We start from the raw sequence: 26,220 nt of genomic DNA on the forward strand, positions 1-26,220 counted from the left end.
CATCAATCACCCAAAAAACAATAATCATGAAAAAATTATTATCAACACTTTTTTTAGCCCTCTTTTGTATCACCGCAACACAGGCACAATGGTGGCAGGGAACCAAAAAAATAGATGGCAACGGGAATATGGTTTCAAAAACCAGGACAGTATCAAGTTATGATGCAGTATCGCTTACCGGCTCTATGGATGTGATCCTGGTAAAAGGCAGGGAAGGAAGTTTAAAAATTGAGGCTGAAGAGAACCTGCAACAGCATATTGAAACCGAAGTTAGTGGCGGAAGGCTCAAAATTTCAGTTGAGAAAGGCTATTCTTTAAATCCTTCCCGAAATAAGGGCATTACCATTACCGTTCCTTTTACAGATATTGAAGAGGTTAGTTTAACAGGGTCTGGCGACATACGCTCCAGTGACCTGGTGAAATCCAGCAATTTTTCTATCAACATCACCGGTTCGGGTAATGTAAAACTTCCGGTTGAAACCAGGAATGCTTCAGCAAGTATTACAGGATCTGGGGATATTGACCTCTCTGGCAAGGCCGAAGATTTTGATTGCAAGGTAACAGGATCTGGAGATATAAGTGCTTTCGATTTTAGGTGTAAAAACGTTTCTGCAATGGTAACAGGATCGGGAGATATTCAGGTTTATGCATCAGAATCTTTAAAAGCCAGCACTCCGGGTTCGGGAGATATCGAATACAGGGGAAATCCTAAAAAAGAGGATTTCAGGACTATGGGTTCTGGATCTATCAGCAAAAACTAAAAAACTTCAGAAGTAACTGCGGCTTAAAGACCTCATCCCGGCAGGGTGTCAAAAAGGGGTTTTTAAGCCGCTTCTTTTTTTGAAAGTTTCCCCGTACGAGGCACCTTCAGCAATAAAAATACTCCAATCAAAAAGAAGGCTGTAAGAAAAAGAATAGAATATCTAATGCTCCCAAATATCTGTGTAACCAAGCCATAAAGCGACATCCCTATCACAATGCCTATTTTTTCTGAAACATCATAAAAACTGAAGTAACTAGTGGTATCTAACGTACCTTCGGGAAGCATTTTTGAGTAGGTGGATCGCGAAAGGGTTTGTATACCGCCCATTACCAGCCCAACCAGCCCTGCAGCGATATAGAACTGCATGGGTGTTTTCACAAAAAACGCATAAACGCAAATGCCAATCCACATTACATTTACCAGGATAAGGGTCTCAATATTTCCCATTTTTGAAGAAATCCGGGAGGTAATAGTTGCTCCTGCCACAGCCACCAGCTGTATTAACAGTATACTTACAATTAATCCTGTTGTTGCATCCTGCCCTGTCCAGTTCACTTCTTCTATGCCAAAATAAGTGGCGATCAACATCACGGTTTGTACCGCCATACTGTACACGAAAAAGGCCCGCAGATACTTCTTTAACTGCAAATTATTTTCAAAAGACCTCCAGATCATTCTAATTTCTTTGTACCCGTTAAAAAGTACATCTCGCGTGAGTTTTTCTTTCTTGTTGCCTTTTGGAAGATAGTAATAAGTGATCTGGCTAAACCCAATCCACCAGATGCCGGTAAGCACGAATGAAATACGGGTGGGCATGGCTTCACTTTCAAACCCAAACCACTCATAGTTTAGTACCAGCATAAGACACAGGATGAGCAGGATAACACTCCCAATATACCCCAAAGAAAATCCTTTTGCACTTACCTTATCCTGTTGGTTAGGAAAGGCAATATCGGGCAGGTATGAATTATAAAAGACAAGGCTGGCCCAGAATCCCACCAATGCAAGAAAATAACAGACCAGTCCAAAAATGAGGTTTTCAAGACTAAACCAGAATAACCCTATGCAAGACAGGGCGCCAAGGTAGCAGAAGAATTTCAGGAAGTTCTTTTTATTCCCCACATAGTCTGCAATCCCCGAGAGGAACGGACTTATCACCGCCACCAGCATAAATGCCATGGCGGTCACGTAACTAATGAGGGAATCGTTATTGAAGTTAAAACCAAAAAGCTGCACGGTATCCTGTATCACCCTGCCTTCTTCATTTTTCACGATAGTGAGAGCAGCATAGAAAATAGGAAAAATGGTAGAAGCTATTACAAGGCTGTAAACCGAATTTGCCCAGTCGTAAAAAGCCCAGGCATTGAGCAATTTTTTACTTCCCTTGGGGAGTTGTTTCATGGAGTAACAAATTAAAAGAGCTGCCAATTTTGGCAGCTCCTAAAATACTGTTTTTTTAAGACCTCTATTTAAAAGAAGTTACTCCGTACTTCTGGGCCTCGGCTTTAGCCTGGGGAGCCCATTGTTCTATGTTGTTAATACGGGTTTGAGGATTAGGGTGCGTACTTAGAAACTCTGGCTGTGATTGCCCTCCACTTTGCTGCGCCATCCTTCTCCAAAGGTTGGCAGCCTCAGCCGGATCGTAACCGGCAATAGCCATAAGCGTTAAACCAATCCTGTCTGCTTCACTTTCATGGCTTCGGCTAAAAGGCAACATTCCGCCAAGGTTGGTACCAAGGCCGTAAGCCTGTGCTATAATTTGTTGGGTACTTTCACTCTTACCACCAACTGCAGCTCCTACAACTGCGCCACCTACCTGTTGTAGCTGTGCGGCACTCATACGTTGTGCCCCGTGATTTGCCACGGCGTGGGCTACCTCGTGAGCCATAATGGCAGCAACCCCTGTTTCATTTTGGGCAATAGGCATGATACCAGTATAAAAGGCAATCTTACCACCAGGCATAGCCCAGGCGTTCACCTGGTCATCCTTTATCAAAGAATATTCCCATTCATAGCCATCAAGATATCCCTGGTAGCCATTGGCGTTTAGATACCTTTCTGCAGCAACAGCAATTTTTCTTCCTACATTCTCGATCATTCTTGCTTCCGAAGTATTTTTAACCACCTCACTCTGCGCCAGGACTTCATTATACTGCTGAAAAGAAGCCGGAAAAATCTGCGAGTTAGAAACAAAATTCAGGTTTCTTTCACCGGTAAAAGGGTTTGTTTTACATCCTGCCAACAGGAGTAAAAAACTAGCCACTATAGTTATTTGTCTCAATTTCATGATAGTTTTATTTTTGTTAAAGTTAATAAATCGAACCGGCTCCACTTGAAGCTTTAAATTAGGTTTAACAAAATACCTGCCAATCTTGAAAAGGCGCTGTACAGCTTACCCCGTAAAGATTCATATTCGTACCTTGCACACTTTCTCCCTTTTATGACACAACAAAAAAAAGATCAAACTCCTGTGCAGAGGCTCCTGGTTCCCTCCTATATTTTGGCCACAGGAAAAATACTTACCACCCTTTCCCCTTTTTTGGCCAGTAGGTTTGCGGCTCGGCTTTTTCTAACCCCTTTCAGGTACAAACTTCCGGAACGGGAAAAGAAAATGGACAGAGAAAGTAAGCAGGAAAAGTTAGTCCTTCCTCATTTTCAACGGGAGATTGTAGTTTACCAATACGGCGAATCTTCCCGAAAAATACTGCTTTCTCACGGCTGGAGCGGCCGCGGCACCCAACTCGCTGTAATGGCCGAAGCCCTTATAAAAGCAGGTTTTGCTGTGGTGAGTTTTGATGCCCCGGCTCATGGAAAAGCATCGGGAAAAATGAGCATGATGCCTCACTTCATAGAAGCTATTGAAGTCCTGGAAAAAAAATACGGACCTTTTGAAGCAGCCATAGGGCATTCCCTGGGTGGTATGGCGTCTCTAAAGGCAGTTTCAAATGGCCTGCCCGTTAAAAAACTGGTCATTATAGGTACCGCGAACAGCATTACGCACATCACCCGCGAGTTCGCCCGTAACATGAAGATGAATAACAAAGTAGCAGACAAAATGAAAAGCTATTTTGACAGGAAGTTTGATGAAGATATGAATAAACTCTCGGGTGCAGTTTCTGCGGAAGGAGTCAAAATTCCCACCCTTGTTATTCATGATGAAGATGATGTGGATGTGCACATCAATTCGGCTTATGATATTCATGAAAAGCTAGAAAATAGTGAGCTTATGACCACCAAAGGACTGGGCCACCGCCGCATATTAGGTAATTATGATGTAATTAAGAAAATTGTTGATTTTCTTTCGGTATAGTTCTTGTATCTTCAGTAGTAAATAAACTATGAAGCTTACAATCTCTATTATAATTTTAGTTTTTAGCCTTGGCTGTAACTCAAATGCGCAAGAGGCCAAAAACCAAAAAACCTATCCTGTTTCCAAAACTGAAGCTCAGTGGAAATCGGAATTAACTACAGCAGAATTTCAGGTACTTCGGAAAAAAGGAACCGAAAGGGCCTTTTCCAGTAAACTCAACCGTATTGAAGAACCCGGAACATTTGTTTGTGCTGCCTGTGGTAACGAATTGTATAAAACCCGCCACAAATTTGAAAGCGGAACCGGATGGCCAAGTTTTGACCGCCCTGTAGATGAAAAGAATGTAGACTACAGGCCCGACAGGACAGGAGGCTTCAGCGCTCTAGAGGTACTTTGCGCGAATTGCGGCGGACACCTGGGCCATGTCTTTAATGACGGACCTCGAAATACAACCGGAAAAAGACATTGTATTAACGGGGTTGCCATGGATTTTATTCCGAAGAAAAAATAGCAGGAATAAAGTTTACCAATTGTTTAAGAATGCCAACACCCCCTAATTTTTATATTTAGACAAAACAAAATTATATGATTAAGAAATATCCCATAGAACGCTCAGAAGCTGAATGGCGAAAGCAACTTTCAGAAGAACAATACCGGGTACTGCGCGAAAAAGGCACAGAAGCGCCTCATTCAGGAAAATATAACATGCACTTTCAGGAAGGAGCTTATTGCTGTGCTGCCTGTGACGCCAAACTCTTTGAAAGCGGCCAAAAATTTGAGAGCAACTGTGGCTGGCCCAGTTTTGACGAAGCTTTAGATGGCGCGATAGAATACGTACAAGACAGGAGCTTTGGCATGATTAGAACTGAAATTCTTTGTGCTAACTGCGGCAGTCACCTTGGGCATGTTTTTGACGATGGCCCCACCGACACCGGCCAGCGCTACTGCGTGAATTCGGCCAGTATAGAATTTGAATCTAAACCTAAATCCTAATAAAAATGAAAAAAATATTCTTTCTTTTTGCACTAGTCAGTTTTAGCCTTACCTCCTGCTCCGACGACGGAGAAGTTGGCCCACAAGGCCCTCCAGGACAACCGGGAGTCAATATCCTGGGACAGACTTTTGGAGACCTGACTGCCAGAAATTTTACTTTTGACAGTAACTTCAATTTATACAACCACTTCTTCCAGATACCCGCCGATGTCGAGATTTATGAGTCTGATGCTATTTTAGCTTACAGGCTTGAAGTTATAGACAACGTGGAGACATGGAATTTATTACCAAAATCTTATTTTCTTGAAGACGGAAGAATTATCCAGTACTCCTTTAACCACACAGACGAAGACGTGGAGGTATTGATCACCGGAAATTTTGATCTAGAAACTTTAAGTGAAGATTACCTTCAAAACCAGTACTTCAAATTTGTAGTTATGCCATCTGAATTTATAGATGAAATGAGCATTGACATTTCCGACCATGATGCTGTGATGCAGGCCCTCGATATCCAATAAGAAATAATCGGTTTATAGATAAAATATCCTTTTCCCTTCAGGGGAAGAGGATATTTTTTTGCCCGGGTGTCAAAAAGGGCATTTTTGAAAGGATTTCCCGAAACCATATACTTTCGGTTTAAGGTTAATTTCCGTAAATTCGCTGTCTTAAATTCAGTTACATAAAATTCCGAATAATGAGTAAATATGACGTTATAGTTTTAGGAAGTGGTCCTGGAGGCTACGTGACTGCCATTCGTGCATCACAATTAGGATTCAAGACGGCGGTTATAGAAAAAGAAAATCTTGGAGGCGTTTGTCTTAACTGGGGGTGTATTCCTACCAAAGCCCTTCTTAAAAGTGCCCAGGTCTTTGAATACCTCAACCATGCAGGGGACTACGGATTAAAAGTAGAAAAAGCCGAAAAAGATTTTGGTGCCGTTATCAAACGCAGCCGAAATGTGGCCGATGGAATGAGCAAAGGAGTGCAGTTCCTGATGAAGAAAAATAAAATCGAGGTTATTGACGGTTTCGGAAAACTGAAATCTGGCAAAAAGATCGAGGTTACCGATAAAAACGATAAGAAAACAGAATATTCTGCAGATCATATTATCATCGCTACAGGAGCACGTTCAAGAGAACTGCCAAACCTTCCGCAAGATGGCAAAAAAGTGATTGGTTACCGCCAGGCAATGAGCCTTGAGAAGCAGCCAAAATCTATGATCGTGGTAGGATCGGGCGCCATTGGAGTTGAGTTCGCCCACTTCTACAAGACTATGGGTACAGAGGTTACTATTGTTGAGTTTCTTCCTAACCTGGTGCCGCTTGAAGATGAAGAAATCTCAAAACAATTTGAGCGCAGCTTCAAAAAAGCCGGAATTAAGGTGATGACCAGCTCTTCTGTAGAGAGTGTTGATACCTCGGGAGACCTTGTAAAAGCACAGGTTAAAACCAAAAAAGGTATGGAAACCCTTGAGGCCGAAGTTGTACTTTCAGCCGTGGGTATCAAATCTAACCTTGAAAATATCGGGCTTGAAGAATTAGGTATCAAAACCGACAGGGATAAGATCCTTGTGAACGATTTCTACGAGACCAACGTGAAGGGAATCTATGCTATTGGAGATGTAGTTGCAGGCCCTGCACTAGCTCACGTAGCTTCTGCGGAAGGGATTACCTGTGTTGAGAAGATCAAGGGAATGCATGTTGAGCCTATTGACTACGGAAATATTCCCGGATGTACTTATGCCACCCCTGAAATAGCTTCAGTAGGTATGACCGAAAAGCAAGCTAAAGAGGCCGGTTATGAGCTGAAGGTTGGGAAATTCCCATTCTCTGCTTCCGGAAAAGCAAAAGCTGCAGGAACTCCTGACGGATTTGTAAAAGTGATCTTTGACGCCAAATACGGCGAATGGTTAGGCTGCCACATGATTGGTGCCGGTGTTACCGATATGATCGCTGAAGCTGTTCTTGGCCGAAAACTGGAAACTACAGGGCACGAGGTACTAAAAGCCATTCACCCTCACCCAACCATGAGTGAAGCAGTGATGGAAGCCGTAGCCGATGCTTACGGGGAAGTGATACACCTTTAGAAGGTATATTGTATAATGTATAATTTATAATGTGGAGCGGGTTATTTAGTTCCACAGAATAAAAAAACCTCCGGAAAAACTTCCGGAGGTTTTTTTTATTTTCAGCTTGTCCCCTCCTTCGGAAGGGTGCCCGTAGGCGGGGTGGGTTCTTGGTGCTTAAAACCTGATGATTAGATTTTGGAATTTGGCATCAGGCATTGCCTCTGTTCTCGATACTTTTTTCTTCGCCCCTTTCAGGGCAAATAAAAAAACTCGAACTGACGGCAATTCAGAGAAAGTATGGAACTCAATGTTTGGAATTTGGTGCTTGGAATTTCAATACCAAATATTCAATCTAAAATAGTAAATCATTACTCCTTATCCCTTATTCATTTCTAAGTCCTTCTATATAGCTTCCGTACATATCCTTGAATTGCATTCCCTGCGAAAACCGAAATTTATTCAGCTTTTTGTATTCTACCAGCCCCCAAAGCACAAACTCCTTCAGAAAATATTTGTCTTCTTCAGGTACGTTGGGCTGATATTTATTCACGAGATTTTCGAGTGCCGGAATGGAGTCAAGCGCTTTTTTATAGTCGGCATCCGAAGTTTCATCAAGCAATTCAAAGCCACTTTCGGAGAAGAACCATTCCACAATTTCGGAATAAGGATCTTCGGCATCGGGCTTCTGCAGCTTTTCGATCTTCGGGAACATGGTTGGGAAAAGTGATTTTACGGCTTCTCCTATAAGTTCCTGGGCTACCATAGCACTTCCTTCCTGCTCTCCTTCATAAACCAGTTCAATCTTTCCGGTAATCGAAGGAATAACCCCAAGAAAATCCCCCAGCCGGAGAAGGGTCTTATTTTCGCCATTTTTGACACCCCTGCGCTCGGCTGTACTTATAAGGTTTTCAAATGCGGTAATACTCAGCCGCGCACTTATCCCGCTGCGGGAATCAACATATTCATGGTCTCGCGCCTCAAAACTTATTTGCTCCAGGAGGTCTTTGGCAAGTTCGGGAACCTGAACCATTTCCAGCTGCCCCGGCTCCAGCCTGGCTTCCTGATGCGTGATCTTTTTGGCAGTTTTCACGTCTACTGGGTAGTGAGTGAGAATTTGGGAGCCAATCCTGTCTTTAAGAGGCGTAACAATACTTCCGCGATTGGTATAATCTTCAGGGTTTGCAGTGAATACAAATTGCATGTCTAAAGGCAACCGCAGCTTAAATCCACGAATTTGAATATCTCCTTCCTGTAAGATATTAAATAGAGCCACCTGTATTCTCGCCTGTAGATCGGGCAGCTCATTGATCACAAAAATACTGCGGTTGGCACGCGGAATCATTCCGTAGTGAATTACGCGGTCATCGGCATAATTCAGTTTCAGGTTGGCAGCTTTGATTGGGTCTACATCCCCAATAATATCGGCTACGGTCACATCGGGCGTGGCAAGTTTTTCGAAAAACCTGTCATTCCTGTGAATCCAGGAAATTGGTGTCTCATCTCCCTGCTCTTCCAAAAGTTCACGGGCGTAGCGCGAAATAGGACGAAAAGGATCATCATTGATTTCGGAACCTTCAACTATAGGGATATACTCATCCAGAAGATTTACCATCATTCTGGCGAGGCGGGTTTTAGCCTGCCCCCTCAACCCAAGAAAGTTAATATTGTGCTTTGAGAGGATTGCCCGCTCTACTTCGGGAATTACCGTATTTTCATACCCGTGAATCCCTTCAAAAGCCGGTTCATTGTTCTTAATTCTCTTCAGCAGATTTTGCCTGAGTTCCTCTTTTATGCTTTTGCTTTTATAGCCATAGTCCTTTAATGCTCCAAAGGTGCTGAGCTTTTGTATATCCATGTCCTGAAAATTTGTTTGAAAAAGGCCATTTTTGGGCCTTTAATATTTTAACCTTTAATTCTTTTCTTGCGGTTGGTCTCGTAATCTTCAAAGATCATTTCTCCAAGACCTTTAAGTCCGGTGAAGAATGCCTTCCCCTGATTTGCCTGTGTAAATTCCCTTACAAAGCGCTCCAGGTAAGGATCTTGCGCTATCATAAAAGTGGTAATGGGAATATGCAGTTTACGCGCCTGGCTCGCGGCATTGTAGCATTTTTCGACAATGTATGGATCTAGCCCCACACTGTTTTGATAATAACCCCCATCCCGCTCTCTCAAACAGCTGGGTTTACCATCGGTGATCATAAAGATCTGTTTGTTGGTGTTACGCTTGCGCCTAAGCAAATCCATAGCCAGTTCAAGCCCGGCTACTGTATTGGTATGATATGGCCCCACCTGTAGGTAAGGCAGGTCTCCTATAGAAATGCGCCAGGCATCATTCCCAAAAACGAGTATATCGAGGGTATCTTTTGGATACCTGGTAGTAATGAGCTCGGCCAGGGCCATGGCGACTTTCTTCGCAGGGGTGATCCTGTCTTCGCCATAAAGTATCATACTGTGACTTATGTCTATCATAAGCACGGTACTCATCTGACTCTTATGATGGGTTTCTTCGACTACAAGATCGTCTTCGGTCATCCGGAAATCATCGGCGCCATGCTGTATCTGGGCATTTCGCAAAGATTCTGTCATGGAGATTTTATCGAGCGAATCTCCAAAATTATAATTTCTGAATTCTCCCGTGTGTTCATCGCCCAACCCCAACTGCCTGGTGCTGTGGTTGCCCGACCGACTTTTGCGCAGTTTTCCGAAGATTTGATTGAGCGCCTGCTGCCTAATGGCTCTTTCGGTCTTGGCCGTAATAGCCATTCCTCCACCTCCCTCAATTTCCTCACGGATGTAACCTTTTTTCTTAAGGTCTTCTATAAAATCATCTATCGTATAGTTTTCATCGGTGAGTTTATATTCAACATCCAGCTGTCTTAGCCATTCTATAGCCTCATCAAAATCTCCGGAAGTATGAGTGATAAGCTCTTTAAAAATCTCAAAAAGCTTGTCAAAAGGAGGGATATTCTCGGCCTCAAAGCGTTTAAAAACAAAACCTTTTTTCACAATTTTCCTTTCCATGCCCTAATTTAATTGTTAGCATGAACATCTCACAAAAGTGGAGGATAAATTTGTGTTAATTAGATGGGAGATTTTAGATTTTAGATATGAGATATTAGTAGTGAGAAAATCTCAAATTCCAAGCACCGAATATTAAGTACCAAGCACCAAATTCTAATTCCTAACTTTCAAATTTTCAAATCGAAATAAGGTCGCAATAATAAAATTTGGTGTCCCAGGCTTCCTTCTCTTTTTTAAAGCAATCATCTTCTTCATCTCCTGCGGAAGCAAAAAATTTCTCTACAATTTGTCCTTTTTGGAAGGTTACTGGGTGGGAAAATATAGGTCCGTCAAAAACGAAAGTATGAAATTCCCCATTCTCCCCGGCAGGATCTACGCCTGAAGGTAAATCGGCAAGGAAACTTTCATCTACAAGCCTTCCGCAGAAAGACCTATCCAAAAACTTTGCATTTACGCTCACAGTTATAGCTTTAAATCCGGCGGCGAGTATTTCCTTCATGAGGGCTGAAGTATCTTTTTTCCACAGCGGAAAAACCCCTTCAATTTCCACTTTTTGAAGCTGCTGTTCCCGGTAAAGCTTTAAATCTTCCAGGAAGATATCACCAAAAATACTGTAATTGAATCCGGAATTCTTCAGCTTCAGCATTTCCTCTTCCATGACTTTATTATAGGTTGTCATAGAAACATTTCCCGCAAGCGGAAGAACTTCCAGGGGAATACCAATACTTTGAGCCTGTTTCAGCAATAAATCACTCCGAAGGCCATGCATAGAAATCCTGTCAACTTCAGAATTAACTGTGGTAAGCAACTTTTCTACGGAATATTCTTTCTGCTGTTGAGTGAGATAAAGAGCAAAGGCCGCATCTTTCCCCGAACTCCAGTTTATGAACGCTTTTTTCATGCTTCAGTAAAACTCAAGACAGCCAGTTCATAACTCTGCAATCCAAACCCCAGGATCACGCCTTTGGCATTGGGCGCAATGAAAGATCTATGCCGAAATTCTTCCCTGGCCGAAGTATTGGAAATATGCACTTCTACCACCGGCTTTGAAATCGCTTTTACAGCGTCTCCAATCCCGACTGAAGTATGCGTGTAGGCTGCAGCGTTAAGCACAATACCATCAAATTCCTTATCGGCCGCATGAAGCCGGTCTATGATTTCCCCTTCAATATTAGATTGATAAGAGGCTAATTCTACTTGCGGAAATTTCTTTTCCAGGTTTTGAAAGTAATCTTCAAAAGTTTGGCTTCCGTAGGTTCCTGGTTCACGGCTGCCGAGTAAATTGAGGTTGGGCCCGTTAATGATCAATATTTTCATAAAGTAAAAATAGAAAATAAAAAAACGGAAACCACAGCTTCCGCTTTTAACAGGCTCAAAAATGTCATTTTTTAATTCAATCTTTTTTAGAGCCGGAATTCTACCCCAAGGTTAACGGAAGCTGCCGTGCCGCCATCTATACTTATCCCGGTGTAAGATGCAATAAGGCCCACCCCGAGGAGGTTGAACCCAATCTTGGGTTTATAGTAAAAACCACCGTCTGTCCCATCACTAATACCTAGGGCATAACCAAGATCGGCTCCCAATTCAAGATTGGCGAGGCTAAACCTTGCTGTTGCAGCAAGAGGCAGAAAAGAAACATCATCAAACTCATCTACAAAAAAGTGATTGTACCCTACCATAGGCCCTAACTGGAAATTCTCAAACCCCATGAGATAAGCAATGTCTGCGCCCACATTAAAGTCTGATGCATCTGAAATATCCCCTACCGGAATTCCTGCATTCACTCCTAACCTAATATCGCGCTGAGCATAGGTTGATGTAAAACCTACTGCAATAAAAATAAGAGAACATAAAAATTTCTTCATAACTCAAAGTTTTAAAGGTTATCTATCACTAAATTAGTAATTTACATATTACTCTTATCGACTAAGTAAAATTCCTTTGAAAGGAAAACCTCACATTCACAGGTAGTTTCAATAGGCACAAAAAAAAGGCTGCCTTGATTAAAGACAACCTCTTTTTATAAATTTTCAGGTTTTTCTTAGAACAAGAATCCAATCCCAGCCTGTACTACAGAGTTCTTGGCTTCAACTCCTTCTATGTCATAAATGTCGGTCATACCCGCATTGTAACGTCCATAAAGGAAAAAGTTGTTGAATTTGTAAGAGGCTCCCAGTCCAAGACTAAGATCGAACTTATTAATGTTATCATCAGATACATCAACATCGTTTTCTCCAGTTCCTATTTCATGATCTGCAAGAAAACCGAACTGTGGACCGGCTTCAAGACTTAGCCCTTTTACTAAATAGAACTTAGCCATAACGGGAACAGTTACATAATCCAATTTATGTTCCAGGTCGTTTCCATCTTCAATTTCTACGATGTCGTATCCCTGAGCAGAATAAAGTACCTCGGGCTGGATTGAGAAACGATCTGATAAAGGGATTTCAGCAACTAAACCTAAGTGATATGCGGTTCTTGCACTTTCATCCTCAAAATCTGACCATCCGTCTCCTGAAAAGGTCGAGAAGTTCACCCCTCCTTTTGCTCCAAAGTAAACGAATTCCTGTGCAGTTACAAATGTTGTACTAAATACCATCGCTGCGATAAACAAAATTGACTTTTTCATAAATTTCATTTTTAAAAGTTCAGGGACAAATGTAGGAGGCATAGTGTTAAGAAAAACTCACTTTATATTAAAGTACTCGTAAATCCGTACTTTTAGCCCCTATTTTTAGCCTGTGAACTGGAAAAATGCCTTGAAAGACTATCGCCATTACCTCAAAATTGAGCGAGGCCTGGCTGCAAATACCATCGAGAATTACAGTCTGGATGTAGAAAAACTTTCAAACTGGCTACAACTAAATAACATTAAAGTCTCGCCCCTGTCTATTTCTGAAGAAGAAGTGCAACAGTTCATTTACACGCTTGCCAAAACTATGAACGCCCGTTCACAAGCCAGGATAATTTCGGGCCTCCGCGGATTCTTTAGCTATCTGGTCTTTGAAGATTACCGACAAACCAACCCTCTCGAGTTAATTGAATCTCCAAAAACAGGACGTAAACTACCCCACACGCTTTCTACGGAAGAAATCGATACTCTTATCGCGGCCATAGACCTTAATAAACCTGAAGGAGAAAGGAACCGCGCCATCGTGGAAACCCTGTACGGCTGCGGGCTCCGGGTTTCTGAATTAACCAATCTACGCCTTAGCGATCTATTTTTTGAGGAAGGCTTTATTAAGGTAACAGGAAAAGGAAGTAAATCGCGATTTGTACCCATAGCCGAAACTACCTGCAAATACATTGAGCTTTACATGCACCATATAAGAGCGCATCAGGATATTCAAAAAGGCCACGAAGACACTTTATTTCTTAATCGCCGTGGTAAACAGCTCACCCGCGCCATGATCTTCACCATAATAAAGAGACTGGCCACCATAACCGGACTACATAAAAATATTAGTCCGCACACCTTCAGGCATTCCTTTGCAACACACTTACTTGAAAACGGAGCCGATTTACGGGCCATTCAGCAAATGCTGGGGCACGAGAGCATCACCACTACCGAAATCTACGTTCACCTTGACCGTTCCCACCTGCGCAAGGTGATGGAAGAATTTCACCCAAGACGATAATGGGTTCAAGGTTCAAGGTTCAGGGTTTAAGGTTTAAGGTTTGTGAAGTCCTGAATAGGGTTGAGCGTTTTGCGGAGTTTAAAACAACTCAGTACTACGGCAAAACCACAGCATTCAAATCTTTACCGGGTACTTACTAATACGAATACTGAGCACTGAACACTAAATATTTGCTAAACCATAGAAATTCCTTTGGCAGCAGCCTTTTCCTCATTAATTTAAGCTTATAAAACAATATTATGGAAACACTTAAATTTAAAAACGGAGATACCATGCCGGCTATAGGCCTGGGCACCTGGAAATCGGGTAAGGGAAAAGTTGAAGAAGCAGTAAAAATTGCACTTAATAACGGTTATCGCCATATAGATTGTGCCTCCACTTATGGCAATGAAGCCGAAATTGGACGTGCATTTAAAGACATATTTGCTCAGGGCAAAATAAAAAGGGAAGATGTTTGGGTTACCTCTAAACTATGGAACGATTCTCACAAAAAAGAGCACGTAATTCCTGCCCTTAAAAAGACTTTAGACGATCTACAATTAGATTACCTCGACCTCTACCTTATGCACTGGCCGGTAGCTTTTAAACACGGGGTTGGTTTCCCGTCTAACGATGACGACTATCTTTCTCTTGAAGAAGTCCCTATTATTGAAACCTGGAATGCCATGATCGAAGCAAAAAAGCAAGGTCTGGTTAAGCACATTGGGGTATCAAACTTCAGCAGTAAAAAGCTGGACGACCTTATGTCACAAACTACCGAAACCCCTGAAATGAACCAGGTAGAACTCCACCCATTCTTACCACAACCTGAACTTATACAGTTTTGCCGCGAAAACAATATTCACAATACCGCCTATTCTCCGCTAGGAAGTGGCGATCGCAGTGCGCAAATGAAAGCTGAAGATGAACCTTCTCTTTTAGAAGAACCTGCAATTGTTGAAATTGCTGAGAAGCACAATGTTTCCCCGGCGCAGGTGCTCATCAAGTGGGCGGTCTCTCGTGGCACAGCAGTTATCCCTAAATCTACTACCGGGAAACACATTATTTCAAACCTGGAAAGCATCAATGTAAAATTAGATGAAGAAGACCTTAAGAAAATCGCGGGAATAGAACGCCATTTTAGATACGTGACCGGCGAGTTCTTTGTCACTCCAGGCAATTCATACAACAACATCTATGACTTATAGATCATACCTTCCAAAAATGGCACTTTGGCTCCTCTTTTTGGGAGCCTTAAGCAGCTGCAACAATCAGAATAGGGAGCTAGAGTCCAAAAATCAGGAAATTGATTCCCTTTCACAGGAACTCACCCAGAAAAGGCAGCTCATAGACTCCCTGCAAAACCGCCCGGTTATAACTGAAGATCAGGAGACTATCCCGGTTTACTTCGGAAAGGAATTTGAAGACATTCAGGATCCCAAAAAACATATTACTGAGGCTTTAAAACAGCAAAAAGATCTGATTCCGTTAGATCCTGTGCTTGGTGGCACTATGGAATTCAGGCAGGTACAGGTAATCACTGAAAACTGGGTGCTGGCAATCTATGATGATGGCCATGTACAGGGAAAATCAATTTTTGAATATGAACTTCAGGAAAATAATAAGGTAACTTTTAAAGAAGTTGCTTCCAGGCTTCAGCAGTAGGAAAAGACTGAGGAAAATGCCATTTTTGGAACGTTATATTTTTTATAAACTAACCACTTTTCGAAGCAATTTTGCTATCTTGAAGAAGTATATTTTAAGTAAAAAAGAAGAATATGAAGACAAACATTCAATTTGTACACGCAGACACAAAACTTTCGGCAGAACAACTTGTTCAGAGAAAACTTGATAAACTTGAAAATAAATATGACTGGATCATCTCTGCAGATGTAATGTTTAAGGAAGAAAAATCAACCAACGGCAACGGGAAAACCTGTGCTATAGAATTGAGCCTTCCGGGCCCAAAGATCCATGCCTCCTCAAATTCTGACAGCTTTGAAGCCGCTGCTGCCGAAACGGTAAAAGACCTTGAAAAACAGCTTCAGAAAAGAAAAGCCGAAATGCAAAGCCACTAGGCAAATGTATATTGTATAGTGAATATTGTATAATGTAAATGATGTAAAAAAGGCTGCCGGAAAATGACATTTTCCGGCAGCCTTTTTTACATCATTTTAGTCTTGAATGTTATCTCTTGACTATTAATTATTGTCTCTCGACTCAACTAAGCTACTCGCTTGATCTTCGCCCCTATTGCCTGCAGGCGCTCATCAATATTTTCGTAACCGCGGTCAATTTGTTCGATATTATGGATCACCGAAGTTCCTTTTGCAGAAAGTGCTGCAATTAAAAGAGAGATCCCTGCTCTAATATCGGGCGAAACCATAGTAGTTGCTTTGAGCTGAGACTTAAAGTCATGACCTATTACGGTAGCCCTGTGCGGATCGCAAAGAATGATCTTGGCGCCCATATCTATTAATTTATCCACGAAAAAGAGTCGGCTTTCAAACATCTTTTGATGAATTAGCACATCGCCTTTTGCCTGGGTAGCCACCACCAGCATGATACTCAAAAGATCGGGTGTGAATCCTGGCCATGGTGCATCACTGATACTCATAATGGAGCCATCAATAAAACTTTGCACTTCATAACCATTGGTATGGGCCGGAATGTAAATATCATCCCCTTTTCGCTCCATTTGAATACCTAACTTTCTAAAAGTAGCGGGGATCAAACCTAAGTGTTCCCAGCCTACATTCTTTATAGTGATCTCACTTTTGGTCATGGCGGCAAGGCCAATCCAGGAGCCAATCTCGATCATGTCGGGAAGTATGGTATGCGTACAACCTCCTAAAGATTCCACTCCTTCAATTTCCAGTAAATTTGAACCTACCCCGCTTATCTTTGCGCCCATACTGTTAAGCATATTGCAAAGTTGTTGCAGGTATGGTTCGCAAGCGGCATTATAAATAGTAGTCTTGCCTTTTGCAAGTACAGCTGCCATCACAATATTGGCAGTTCCGGTTACCGAGGCTTCTTCGAGCAACATGTAAGTACCCTTCAAACCATTTGGCGCTTCCACCCCGTAAAACCGTTCCTCTTTATTATAACGGAAGTCGGCTCCAAGTTTTATAAAGCCTTCAAAATGCGTATCGAGTCTTCTACGCCCAATTTTATCGCCACCCGGCCTTGGGATATAACCCTGACCAAATCTTGCCAGCATTGGCCCCACGATCATTATTGAACCCCGAAGTCCACTTCCTTCTTCCTTGAATTTTTCACTCTTAAGGTAATCAAGGTCAAGCTCATCGGACTGGAAAGTATAAGATCCCTTTCCAATTTTTTCTACCTTCACACCCAGCTGTTTTAGCAGGTGAATAAGCTTATTGACATCCAGGATGTCGGGAATATTATTTATTGTAACTTTTTCGGAAGTGAGCAATACGGCACAAAGAATTTGCAGAGCTTCGTTCTTTGCTCCCTGGGGTTGAATTTCCCCTTTTAAAGCATGCCCTCCTTCAATTTGAAAAGATCCCATAGAAAATTCGTAATTTTAGTATCGTTTACGGCTGCGTGTTCTGTTATTTGACTTTTTAACCGGCTTTTTAGAGGTGAATTTCTTGTTGCTTCTCAAAAGTTCTGAAGCTTCGCTAAGGTCCTCTTCGGTATTTTTTAAATTGATCTTACCGTCACTTAGTTCCCTTAAATGCTCAAAGATCACTTTGTCATCAACAGAATCTTTATTCCAGCTCAGGTAAGACTTCTTCATGTGATTGGCAATTGTGAAGACAAGACCTTCTTTTTCGGGCCCATCTTCAAATTTATTTGCCTCATCGATCATCCGCTTAATGTTATTTCCGTAGAAACGATACTTCGGAAAGTTTTGCGGGTAAGGCATACGCTCAGGTCTCTCTTCCAGTATTTCCCTGGATGGTTTTGGGTAAGGACTTTCTACATCAAGTTTAAAATCACTTATTATGAACAACTGGTCCCAAAGTTTATGCTGAAAATCGGGTACATCCCGAAGGTGAGGATTGAGATTCCCCATCACTGAAATTATAGCCTTAGCCACTTTATTGCGCTCTTCATCATCTGCGATCTCTACGGCGTGTTCAACCATCTTTTGAATATGTCTTCCATACTCAGGAATGATGAGTTTACTCCTTTCGGAGTTATATTCTAATTCGTTTGTCAAAATGAATAATATTAGGTGATAATATACTGCAGAAGTTTATCGACTGCAAATTAAATAAATTATTCAGGAAAAAAGCAGCTCTACTAAATTATCCTGCAATTATTTAGAGTGAGATCACTCCTTCAATTTTTTGTCCTACTTCCTTGTATTTGGCTATAACCGCATCGGGATCCTGCATTTTCACATTTACAGAAACACTCGTATAGTTCCCCTTTTTGGACTGCTTTGTATTAATAACGGCGCCCATATTGTTGAAGATCTCTTCAACCCCCTGTATTTTCTCAGGTTTTGTGGGCACTATAAATTTATATAAATAAATAGACGGCCAGCTTGCAGTGTCCAGCAATTGCGACTTTAGCTTGCGATAAAATTCTTCCGGGTCTTTAGCTTCGCTCATAATAATCTTGCTTCATGATTCCTGCAAAGATACATTTTAGAATCTATTTTTTAAATTGGATGCAAATCGCGAAATTTGCCGGGTGAATACCAGAAAGATTGTAATAACCGGCGGTCCCGGTACAGGAAAGACATCTGTCATTGAAGCCCTTGAAAAACACGGATATTTTTGTTTTCATGAAGTGTCACGGGAGATCATAAGAGAGTCTCAAAAAAAGGGAATTGATCAATTGTTTCTTAAAGACCCTCTGCTCTTTAGCGAACTCTTGCTCGAAGGAAGAATTAAGCAGTTTAAGGAGGCTCATGAGAAGAAGACCAACATGGTCTTTCTAGATCGCGGTGTGCCCGATGTTGTGGCTTACATGAATTACTTCGGAAATGAATATCCTCCCGTATTTAATCGCGTGTGCAAAGAATATGTGTATGACAGGGTGTTTATTTTGCCTCCGTGGAAGCAGATATATACTGAAGACAACGAACGCTATGAAAGTTATGAGCAGGCTGTAGAGATTCATGATGAGCTGGCCCGCAGCTATGCCTTTCACGGTTATGAAGCTATAGAAGTCCCCGAAGGCACCATTGCCGAACGGACCCTGTTTATTCTTAACCACCTTGAATAGCCCCGAAGACATATTAAAGCAATACTGGGGCTTTGACAGCTTTAGACCGCTGCAAAATGACATTATTGAACAATTACTTCGGAAGCAGGACGTCATTGCCCTGCTGCCCACCGGCGGCGGAAAATCCCTTTGTTTTCAGGTCCCCGCCATCATACAACCCGGAATTTGCATCGTTATCTCGCCCCTGGTCGCCCTCATGGAAGACCAGGTAAAGGCCCTGCAGGCAAAAAACATCAAAGCCATGGCACTCACCGGCGGAATCCATTTTAGGGAAGTGGACACCATGCTGGATAATTGCATCTACGGAAATTACAAGTTCCTCTACCTCTCCCCCGAAAGATTGCAGCAGGAGCTGGTGCAGGAACGCATCAAACAAATGCAGGTAAACCTTATTGCTGTAGATGAAGCGCACTGTATTTCACAATGGGGCCATGACTTTAGACCTGCCTACCGCAACATATCTTTGCTGCGCCAACTAAAACCTAATGTTAATGTAGTGGCGTTGACTGCCACGGCAACACTTCCGGTAGTAAAGGATATCGCGCAGCAACTGGAATTGAAGGATGTAAAACTGCTTCAGAAATCCTTCCGAAGAGAAAACCTGGCATATATTGTAAAAGAGGCCCAGGACAAAAATTACTACATGGAGCAATTGCTCCGGGAGCACAACGAAGCAGGAATTATCTATGTTAGGTCTCGCAAGGCCACTATTGAACTGGAGCAATACCTGCTCAAAAAGGGCATTTCTGCCACCTCTTTCCACGGCGGACTCCCAAAATCTGAAAAATCCTTACGCCTGCAGCAATGGCTTAAAGAAGATAAAAGGGTAATGGTAGCCACCAGCGCCTTTGGGATGGGTATAGACAAGGCAAATGTGCGTACAGTGATACATTTGAACCTGCCCGAGAGCCTTGAAAGCTATTTTCAGGAAGCCGGAAGGGCCGGAAGGGATGGGAAACCTGCCAAAGCAGTTGTGCTAACCAACAAGAGTGATATTCCCCTGCTTAAAAATCAGTTTTTGGCCACGCTTCCGGGAGTTGAGATGGTAAAACTGGTTTACAAAAAACTGAATTCTTATTTTAGGATAGCCTATGGCGAAGGTGAAGGCACAGAGCACTATTTCAACTTTTACCAGTTTTGCCAAAAATACGAGCTTAACACTTTGCTCGCCTATAATACGATGCAGTTACTGGACAGGATGAGCATCCTGACGCTGGCAGAGCAATTTCAGAAGAAAACACGAATTCAGTTTTTGGTTACAGGAAAACAGATCAACTGGTACCTGGAAGCAAATCCGCAGTTTGATGCTGTTGTAAAATCCATTTTACGCACCTATGGCGGGGCTTTTGACAGCATGGTTGAACTAAATTTACAGGTGATAGCCGGGAAAGCAGGAACTACAGTTCAGGAAGCGACAAAGCTGCTCCAAAAGCTTCAAAAAGAAGATATAGTTAATTTTGAACACGATCAACACGACACAAAAATCACATTTTTGGTGCCCCGGGAAGACGACATCACTATTAATCCTTTAATACCTTACATAAAACTTCAGGGGAAGACTAAACAGGAAAAAATTGAGCAGGTGCTTGCATATGTTGAGAACGACAGGCAGTGTAAAAGTGAACAACTGTTGCAGTATTTTGGAGAAAAGGAAACTGAGCCCTGCGGAATTTGTTCTGTTTGCCGGCCTTTAAAGACCAAACTTGACCGTGAGGAGATGAAAAGGATTTACTTTGCAATTATAGGCCTCCTGGAAGCGCAGCAATACACTTCACGCGAGATGGTTGAAAGACTTGATTTCCCGGAAGATCATATCATTAAAGTCTTACAGTTACTGGTTGAGAAAGGAGCCTTGGCTATCACTGCGTCTAATAAATATAAATTAAAACATTTATGAGAGATTTGAGAATTGTCTTTATGGGTACGCCCGAATTTGCTGTTTATTCACTCAAAGCCATAGTGGAAGCAGGATATAATGTTGTGGGAGTTATCACAGCACCCGATAGGCCTGCAGGTAGGGGAAGAAAACTCCAGGCATCGGCAGTAAAGCAATTTGCAATTCAGCAAAACCTGAAAGTACTGCAACCGATAAATTTAAAGTCGGATGATTTTTTAGCCGAACTAAAGGAACTCAACGCAAATCTACAGGTAGTAGTGGCTTTTAGAATGCTGCCCGAAGTAGTTTGGAAAATGCCGGACTTTGGAACCTTTAACCTTCATGCGTCATTACTACCCCAATATCGTGGGGCAGCCCCTATTAACTGGGCTATAATAAACGGGGAAAAAGAAACCGGCGTTTCGACCTTTTTTATAGACGAAAAGATTGACACCGGGGAAATGATCATGCAGGAAAAAATAGCCATCACCCCTACAGAAAGTGCCGGAGAATTGCACGACAAGCTTATGCAGACCGGTGCTCGCCTTATTCTAGAGACTTTAGAGGCCATTAAGAAAGGAGAGGTTAAAACGACTGCCCAACCTGAAAGCGGCGATTTAAAGACCGCCTATAAGCTAGACAGGGAAAATACCAGGGTGAACTGGGAAGCACCTTTAGAAAACACGTACAACCTTATTCGCGGACTAAGCCCCTATCCTACCGCCTGGACCATGTTGAGCAATGGCAACAAAGAGGAGATCATGAAGATCTACGCCAGCGAAATTGAAAAAACTGAACACGAAAATGTTACCGGGAAAATTGTACAGGAAGGAAAAACAGTAAAAGTGGCGGTAAAAGAAGGATTCCTGGTACTTACGGAAGTTCAGCTTCCGGGAAAGAAAAAGATGCCGATTAAGGATCTTTTGAACGGCTATGAATTTTATGCGAACGCTAAAGTTCTGTGAGGCCTTATAAATGCTGATATTAGCGCATTTCCGAAAAAATCAACTAAGGTTATCAACAATTTGCCGAAGTTATTAACAATATCCGGCTTTTCCCTTGATATTACTTGCATGGGAAAGTTTTCCATATAAATTTGTAAAGCAAATTATTAAAAGTTCAACCAACAACTATTAAAAACTCAAATTATGAACAAAACAGATTTAATTGATGCAATGGCTGAAAATGCCGGGATTTCTAAAGCAGCTGCAAAAAAGGCACTAGAATCTTTTCTTGAGAATGTTGAGAAATCTCTTAAAAAAGGAGATCGCGTTTCATTAGTAGGATTTGGTTCCTGGTCAGTTTCTAAAAGAGCTGCAAGAGAAGGAAGAAACCCTCAAACAGGAAAAACAATTAAGATTGGTGCTAAGAATGTAGTAAAATTCAAAGCAGGTGCAGATCTTCAAAAAGCTGTGAACTAATATTCACAAAAGCTAAGAAAATATTAAACTCTCCCAAACGGGAGAGTTTTTTTGTTAAATATTATCTATTCTCATTTGACGCTGTACAATATTTTTTTAGATTTAGGTAAAAGATTGCAGAAACTATTGAAGAAATGACTACACTAAAACCTGCCAAAGGATTACTTCTTATTGCCGAGCCTGCCATTACAGGAGACCTCTCCTTCAATAGATCTGTGGTGCTTATCGCCGATCATACCGAGAGCGGCTCTGTAGGTTTTATCCTGAACAAAGAACTCGATTTTACACTCAAAGATCTTCTGCCAGATATTACCGGAAATTTCAAGGTATACAATGGCGGACCTGTGGAGCAGGACAATCTTTACTTTATTCACAAAGTCCCCGATCTTATTCCCGATAGCGTTGAGATAGCCAGCGGAATTTACTGGGGCGGTAACTTTGAGGCGGTGAAAGGCCTTATAAATGAGGATCTCATTAGTGATAAAGAAATTAAATTCTTTTTAGGTTACTCCGGATGGGAATTTGACCAATTAAACCAGGAGCTCAATGCAAATTCCTGGATAGTTGCCGAAAATAACGACCATAAAGACATATTAAACCGTAAACCACGCACTTTCTGGAAAGATAAAATGATCCAGTTAGGTGGCAACTATATAATCTGGTCTAACGCTCCAGAGAATCCTTCGTACAACTAGCTTAATCTGGCCAGCGTATTTAAACGGCCAAGCAATACTTTAGCCACTTCACTGCTGTACTCTTTCTTCCGGTATTTTTTGACCGGCTGTATTCCCATAACTACGTTTGATATAAACATCTCATCTGCCTTTTGTAATTCAAAGGGAGAGATAGAAGCCTCTTCAAGAGTATAATCGGGCAGTTTCTTTATGATTTCCAGGATCTTTCCGCGGGTGATCCCCTTTAAACAACCGTCGGTTATTGGAGGCGTTTTAATAACATTCCCAACTACCAAAAAGATATTACCATTGAGTGCTTCAACAACATTTTTTTGTTCGTTGAGCAGCAAACAGTTGTTATAATCATTTTCCATGGCATAAATACCTGCCAATACATTCACCGCCCTGTTATTAGTCTTTAACGTAGAGAGTAATCCCTTAGCCACATAGTGATCTTTAAAAAGTTCTACTTCGTAGAAGTCTTCATTTAAAAGGTAGAAAGCATCAGGGAGAGCTTCAGCAGTAACGAGATAGTCTATTTCGTTGGTTTGAGGGGTATAGAAACCACCTGCTTGCCGGGACACATTGAGCTTCACCCGTGCCTGGGTGTCAAAAAGGTCATTTTCACGTACAATTTGTAAAATTTCAGCTTCAAGAAATTCAGGAGAGAAAGTAGCCGGAATTTCCATTCTCATAATGCGCATAGATGCCATTAACCTAAAGTAATGATCTTCCCAGAAAATGATCCTGCCATTGATTACGCGAATAGTCTCAAACACCGCATCTCCATAAGCAAAGCCACGGTTAGCAATAGAAAGAGAGGCCTCTTTTTCTTCAAACAACTGTCCGTTGATATTAACCATAAAAAAACCCGTTTTTAAAACGGGCAAAGGTAGTATTAAATAAGAGATTTCTAAACTGAACCCAGTACTTGTTTAAGATCTGAAATCATATTTTCCCACAACATTTTCCCTTCATCTATTTCGTCTTCTTCAGCAAAGTCGGTAATCATAATGGAAACATCTTTGGTGATCTCATCTACCTGGATGCGCAATTCAAAAAAATATTGAGAATCCTCATCAGCTAACCAGCGAAATTTCACTCTTTCTCCAGATTTCTTGCTTAGTAATTTTGCTTTTTCTTCGCTTCCGTTCCAAATAAAGGTAAATAATTCTCCGCGCGAATTTACATTATCTGCATACCATTCACTTAAGCCTGACGGGGTTGCGATATAGTTGTAGAGTAAAGAAGGGGAAGCCTGGATTGGAAATTCCATTTCAAACTTAATTTTATCGTCCATGCTGCGGTTTTGTTAGTTTCGGGCAATATAAATATTAATTAGAAACATAAAAAGAAATCAATTTAAATAATTACTAAAAGATAGTTTGCGGCAAGATAAAATGTTTTTATATTTGCACCCGCTAAAAGATAGCACAGCCCCTACAGGCAGTCTCTTTTAGAAACATGGCGAGGTAGCTCAGTTGGTTAGAGCGTCGGATTCATAACCCGGAGGTCACGAGTTCAAATCTCGTTCTCGCTACCAGTAAAATGAAGGCTTTCGAGAAATCGAAGGCCTTTTTTTATGCGCTACACCCAACGAAAAAAAATTTTATTGTCATACATAAATATTGTGACGATTAAATATGAATAACCGGTAAAGGGTGAATTGAAACATTATTCCACAGAATAAGTTTTGAACGCTCAGAAAAGGGATCTTTAGAAGACACCTTTTCTGTGGCGGTTCTTCACGCTATTTCAAACAAATTATTTCCCTATTTAAAAAAAGTCTAAATAACAATTGGAGAAGTAAGCTGCGCTAATTAACTTAGCTGCCGCTTTTATTTAGACTTATTTTAAAGAACTGGAGCTCCAGTTCTACTTTACGTTTCCTGTTATATTGAATGGGATTCAAAAAGGTTCGGTCGCTTATACACGAGTGGCTGAGATTGAAAGAGAGAATATTAAAAGCCTTATTAAACAGTAATTCATCCGGTCACGGGTAGAGCTTATTCGCGCTCGCGACCTTTTTTATTTCTTATGAAAAAGAAGAATAAGAGTAAATCGAACCTTAAAAAATGGATTAGACAAATCCACCTGTATCTGGGACTAATTACTGGTGCAATTGTCTTTGTTATTGCCATTACCGGGTGTCTATGGGTTTTCCAGGAGGAGATTAAAATGTTCACCAATGACCTTCCTGAAATAGAGAAAAGAGACGCCTCAATTCTCACCCCTTTAGAGGCAAAAGCTCTTGCTGAAGAGGAATTGCCCGGCAGGTATGTTCACGGGACCCTTTACGCAGAAGAAAATGAACCTGTTGAGGTTATTTTCTATGAACTGGAACCTGAATTCTACCAGTCGGTTTACCTGCACCCATACACGGGTGAAGTCCTTAAAGTGGAAGACCACATGACAGGTTTTTTCCCTTTTATTCTCGATGGGCATATGTATCTGTGGCTTCCTCATGAAATTGGCAGCCAGGTAGTAGGCTGGAGTACTTTCATCTTTTTCTTTATGCTGGTTACCGGTATGATTCTTTGGTGGCCCAAAAACAGGAAAATGAAAAAGCAACGCCTGTCATTCGACTGGAAGAAAAGCACCAAATGGAAGCGAAAAAATTTCGATTTACATTCTGTCATGGGATTTTATGTAAGCTTTGTGGCAGTAATTGTTGTGTTCACAGGCCTGGTGATGGTATTCGAATGGTTTGCAAGCGCTGTGTATAAAGGTATGGGAGGAGAAAAGGAAGTGGTTTTCACTATTCCCGATAATACTTCAGGGACTTTTAAAGCTACAGAAAATCCTCCTATAGAATCGCTTATTGTAGACCTGAAAAAGGAATATCCTGAAGCTGTAGATCTCGAGATACATTATCCTTACACCGATTCTTCAAGTATTTATGTGGAAGTAGCCTATCATGACGGAATCTATTACACTGCAGATTATCGCTTTTACGACCAAAATACCCTCGAGGAAATTGAAACCCCAAGCGTTTACGGTGTTTATGAAGAGGCAGGTTTTTCAGAAAAAGTACTCAGGATGAATTACGACATTCACGTAGGCGCCATTGCAGGCCTACCCGGAAAAATAATTGCTTTCTTTGCCAGCTTGATCTGTGCCAGCCTGCCTGTTACAGGCTTCCTGTTATGGTACGGGCGCAAGTTCAAGAAGAAAAGCCCAAGGCTAAGAACCCGCGAACTCGAATTTACCTGATATTCTTCCGAAGAATATTATAATCTGCGGAAAGTTTTAAACACAAAAGGCTC

General features: G+C 41.6%; 28 protein-coding genes, 1 tRNA gene and 1 pseudogene. 17 read left to right on the forward strand and 13 right to left on the reverse strand.

Annotation, left to right across the window (positions count from 1 at the left end; genetic code table 11):
• Window positions 1-26: 26 nt before the first annotated feature.
• The gene (locus VS868_RS01995; RefSeq protein WP_266069561.1) at window positions 27-761 is read left to right on the forward strand and encodes a head GIN domain-containing protein; all 735 of its coding nucleotides are present in this window, start codon (window positions 27-29) and stop codon (window positions 759-761) included.
• Between the two features lie 62 nt (window positions 762-823).
• Here the strand turns inward: VS868_RS01995 and VS868_RS02000 are convergent, their stop codons facing one another.
• Together VS868_RS02000 and VS868_RS02005 are read right to left on the reverse strand one after the other, a co-directional pair.
• Complete coding sequence (locus VS868_RS02000) at window positions 824-2,164, reverse strand: MFS transporter (RefSeq protein WP_345599012.1); 1,341 nt, start codon at window positions 2,162-2,164, stop codon at window positions 824-826.
• Between the two features lie 64 nt (window positions 2,165-2,228).
• Window positions 2,229-3,050, reverse strand: coding sequence for a M48 family metallopeptidase (locus tag VS868_RS02005; protein WP_266069563.1), 822 nt, complete (start codon window positions 3,048-3,050; stop codon window positions 2,229-2,231).
• Window positions 3,051-3,203: 153 nt separating this feature from the next.
• On the opposite strand from VS868_RS02005, the gene VS868_RS02010 reads away from it, so the two are divergent.
• From VS868_RS02010 to lpdA, 5 genes are all read left to right on the forward strand, one after another.
• Window positions 3,204-4,073 (forward strand): alpha/beta hydrolase, encoded by an 870-nt coding sequence (locus VS868_RS02010; protein WP_345599013.1) that lies wholly within the window; start codon window positions 3,204-3,206, stop codon window positions 4,071-4,073.
• A 28-nt stretch (window positions 4,074-4,101) separates the two neighbouring features.
• The gene (gene msrB, locus VS868_RS02015; RefSeq protein WP_266069565.1) at window positions 4,102-4,584 is read left to right on the forward strand and encodes a peptide-methionine (R)-S-oxide reductase MsrB; all 483 of its coding nucleotides are present in this window, start codon (window positions 4,102-4,104) and stop codon (window positions 4,582-4,584) included.
• A 74-nt stretch (window positions 4,585-4,658) separates the two neighbouring features.
• Window positions 4,659-5,066, forward strand: coding sequence for a peptide-methionine (R)-S-oxide reductase MsrB (msrB, locus tag VS868_RS02020; RefSeq protein ID WP_266069566.1), 408 nt, complete (start codon window positions 4,659-4,661; stop codon window positions 5,064-5,066).
• A gap of 5 nt (window positions 5,067-5,071) precedes the next feature.
• The gene (locus tag VS868_RS02025) at window positions 5,072-5,584 is read left to right on the forward strand and encodes a collagen-like protein (RefSeq protein WP_345599014.1); all 513 of its coding nucleotides are present in this window, start codon (window positions 5,072-5,074) and stop codon (window positions 5,582-5,584) included.
• Window positions 5,585-5,760: 176 nt separating this feature from the next.
• Entirely contained in the window at window positions 5,761-7,152 is a 1,392-nt protein-coding gene (gene lpdA / locus VS868_RS02030; protein ID WP_266069568.1) for a dihydrolipoyl dehydrogenase, read from the forward strand.
• A gap of 364 nt (window positions 7,153-7,516) precedes the next feature.
• On the opposite strand, the gene VS868_RS02035 is transcribed toward lpdA, so the two are convergent.
• From VS868_RS02035 to VS868_RS02060, 6 genes are all read right to left on the reverse strand, one after another.
• Window positions 7,517-8,989 (reverse strand): magnesium chelatase, encoded by a 1,473-nt coding sequence (locus tag VS868_RS02035; RefSeq protein ID WP_345599015.1) that lies wholly within the window; start codon window positions 8,987-8,989, stop codon window positions 7,517-7,519.
• Between the two features lie 47 nt (window positions 8,990-9,036).
• Window positions 9,037-10,155: a VWA domain-containing protein gene (locus VS868_RS02040; protein ID WP_345599017.1), complete on the reverse strand. Its 1,119-nt coding sequence runs from the start codon at window positions 10,153-10,155 to the stop codon at window positions 9,037-9,039.
• A 175-nt stretch (window positions 10,156-10,330) separates the two neighbouring features.
• Entirely contained in the window at window positions 10,331-11,056 is a 726-nt protein-coding gene (locus VS868_RS02045) for an ATP-binding protein (protein WP_345599019.1), read from the reverse strand.
• Window positions 11,053-11,472, reverse strand: coding sequence for a type II 3-dehydroquinate dehydratase (gene aroQ / locus VS868_RS02050; RefSeq protein WP_266069572.1), 420 nt, complete (start codon window positions 11,470-11,472; stop codon window positions 11,053-11,055). Before aroQ ends, VS868_RS02045 begins: the two co-directional genes overlap by 4 nt.
• An 86-nt stretch (window positions 11,473-11,558) precedes the next feature.
• Window positions 11,559-12,020, reverse strand: a complete 462-nt coding sequence (locus tag VS868_RS02055; protein ID WP_266069573.1) for a hypothetical protein — start codon at window positions 12,018-12,020, stop codon at window positions 11,559-11,561.
• 176 nt (window positions 12,021-12,196) lie between these two features.
• Window positions 12,197-12,784, reverse strand: coding sequence for a porin family protein (locus VS868_RS02060; RefSeq protein WP_266069574.1), 588 nt, complete (start codon window positions 12,782-12,784; stop codon window positions 12,197-12,199).
• A 112-nt stretch (window positions 12,785-12,896) separates the two neighbouring features.
• Between VS868_RS02060 and xerD the strand changes: the two genes are divergently transcribed.
• The 4 genes from xerD to VS868_RS02080 all read left to right on the forward strand — a co-directional run bounded on the left by xerD (window position 12,897) and on the right by VS868_RS02080 (window position 15,850).
• On the forward strand, window positions 12,897-13,793 hold the full coding sequence (gene xerD, locus VS868_RS02065) for a site-specific tyrosine recombinase XerD (RefSeq protein ID WP_345599020.1): 897 nt from the start codon (window positions 12,897-12,899) through the stop codon (window positions 13,791-13,793).
• A 239-nt stretch (window positions 13,794-14,032) separates the two neighbouring features.
• Window positions 14,033-14,980 carry an aldo/keto reductase gene (locus tag VS868_RS02070; protein WP_266069576.1) on the forward strand — a complete coding sequence of 316 codons (948 nt, stop codon included), beginning with the start codon at window positions 14,033-14,035 and terminating at the stop codon, window positions 14,978-14,980.
• Window positions 14,970-15,437: a hypothetical protein gene (locus VS868_RS02075; protein ID WP_345599022.1), complete on the forward strand. Its 468-nt coding sequence runs from the start codon at window positions 14,970-14,972 to the stop codon at window positions 15,435-15,437. The genes VS868_RS02070 and VS868_RS02075 overlap by 11 nt, the downstream gene beginning before the upstream one ends.
• A gap of 113 nt (window positions 15,438-15,550) precedes the next feature.
• A complete protein-coding gene (locus tag VS868_RS02080; RefSeq protein WP_345599023.1) occupies window positions 15,551-15,850 on the forward strand; it encodes an HPF/RaiA family ribosome-associated protein in 300 nt (99 codons plus the stop codon).
• A 146-nt stretch (window positions 15,851-15,996) separates the two neighbouring features.
• Here VS868_RS02080 and murA read toward each other — a convergent pair whose 3' ends face one another.
• The 3 genes from murA to VS868_RS02095 all read right to left on the reverse strand — a co-directional run bounded on the left by murA (window position 15,997) and on the right by VS868_RS02095 (window position 18,364).
• On the reverse strand, window positions 15,997-17,310 hold the full coding sequence (gene murA / locus VS868_RS02085; protein WP_345599024.1) for a UDP-N-acetylglucosamine 1-carboxyvinyltransferase: 1,314 nt from the start codon (window positions 17,308-17,310) through the stop codon (window positions 15,997-15,999).
• 15 nt (window positions 17,311-17,325) lie between these two features.
• Window positions 17,326-17,967, reverse strand: coding sequence for a DUF4290 domain-containing protein (locus VS868_RS02090; protein WP_345599025.1), 642 nt, complete (start codon window positions 17,965-17,967; stop codon window positions 17,326-17,328).
• Window positions 17,968-18,070: 103 nt separating this feature from the next.
• Window positions 18,071-18,364 (reverse strand): DUF493 family protein, encoded by a 294-nt coding sequence (locus VS868_RS02095; protein WP_266069581.1) that lies wholly within the window; start codon window positions 18,362-18,364, stop codon window positions 18,071-18,073.
• Window positions 18,365-18,446: 82 nt separating this feature from the next.
• Here VS868_RS02095 and VS868_RS02100 point away from each other — a divergent pair, with 82 nt between their 5' ends.
• From VS868_RS02100 to VS868_RS02120, 5 genes and pseudogenes are all read left to right on the forward strand, one after another.
• Window positions 18,447-18,983 carry an ATP-binding protein gene (locus VS868_RS02100; RefSeq protein WP_266069583.1) on the forward strand — a complete coding sequence of 179 codons (537 nt, stop codon included), beginning with the start codon at window positions 18,447-18,449 and terminating at the stop codon, window positions 18,981-18,983.
• Entirely contained in the window at window positions 18,976-20,880 is a 1,905-nt protein-coding gene (locus tag VS868_RS02105) for an ATP-dependent DNA helicase RecQ (RefSeq protein ID WP_345599026.1), read from the forward strand. The genes VS868_RS02100 and VS868_RS02105 overlap by 8 nt, the downstream gene beginning before the upstream one ends.
• Window positions 20,877-21,824 (forward strand): methionyl-tRNA formyltransferase, encoded by a 948-nt coding sequence (gene fmt, locus VS868_RS02110; RefSeq protein ID WP_345599027.1) that lies wholly within the window; start codon window positions 20,877-20,879, stop codon window positions 21,822-21,824. The genes VS868_RS02105 and fmt overlap by 4 nt, the downstream gene beginning before the upstream one ends.
• A 153-nt stretch (window positions 21,825-21,977) precedes the next feature.
• A pseudogene (locus tag VS868_RS02115) lies at window positions 21,978-22,280 on the forward strand (HU family DNA-binding protein); the annotation flags it as partial.
• A gap of 134 nt (window positions 22,281-22,414) precedes the next feature.
• Window positions 22,415-22,975 carry a YqgE/AlgH family protein gene (locus VS868_RS02120; RefSeq protein ID WP_345599028.1) on the forward strand — a complete coding sequence of 187 codons (561 nt, stop codon included), beginning with the start codon at window positions 22,415-22,417 and terminating at the stop codon, window positions 22,973-22,975.
• Here VS868_RS02120 and VS868_RS02125 read toward each other — a convergent pair.
• Together VS868_RS02125 and VS868_RS02130 are read right to left on the reverse strand one after the other, a co-directional pair.
• Entirely contained in the window at window positions 22,972-23,817 is an 846-nt protein-coding gene (locus VS868_RS02125) for an aminotransferase class IV (protein ID WP_345599029.1), read from the reverse strand. The two genes, VS868_RS02120 and VS868_RS02125, sit on opposite strands and share 4 nt — an antisense overlap.
• Before the next feature lie 50 nt (window positions 23,818-23,867).
• Window positions 23,868-24,254 carry an START-like domain-containing protein gene (locus tag VS868_RS02130; RefSeq protein ID WP_345599030.1) on the reverse strand — a complete coding sequence of 129 codons (387 nt, stop codon included), beginning with the start codon at window positions 24,252-24,254 and terminating at the stop codon, window positions 23,868-23,870.
• 166 nt (window positions 24,255-24,420) lie between these two features.
• Between VS868_RS02130 and VS868_RS02135 the strand changes: the two genes are divergently transcribed.
• Window positions 24,421-24,497, forward strand: a tRNA-Met gene (locus tag VS868_RS02135).
• A 494-nt stretch (window positions 24,498-24,991) separates the two neighbouring features.
• A complete protein-coding gene (locus tag VS868_RS02140; RefSeq protein WP_345599031.1) occupies window positions 24,992-26,167 on the forward strand; it encodes a PepSY-associated TM helix domain-containing protein in 1,176 nt (391 codons plus the stop codon).
• The last annotated feature ends 53 nt before the right edge of the window (window positions 26,168-26,220 follow it).

The sequence above is a fragment of the Salinimicrobium sp. 3283s genome (assembly GCF_039602225.1).
Classification (GTDB): Bacteria; Bacteroidota; Bacteroidia; order Flavobacteriales; family Flavobacteriaceae; genus Salinimicrobium; species Salinimicrobium profundisediminis.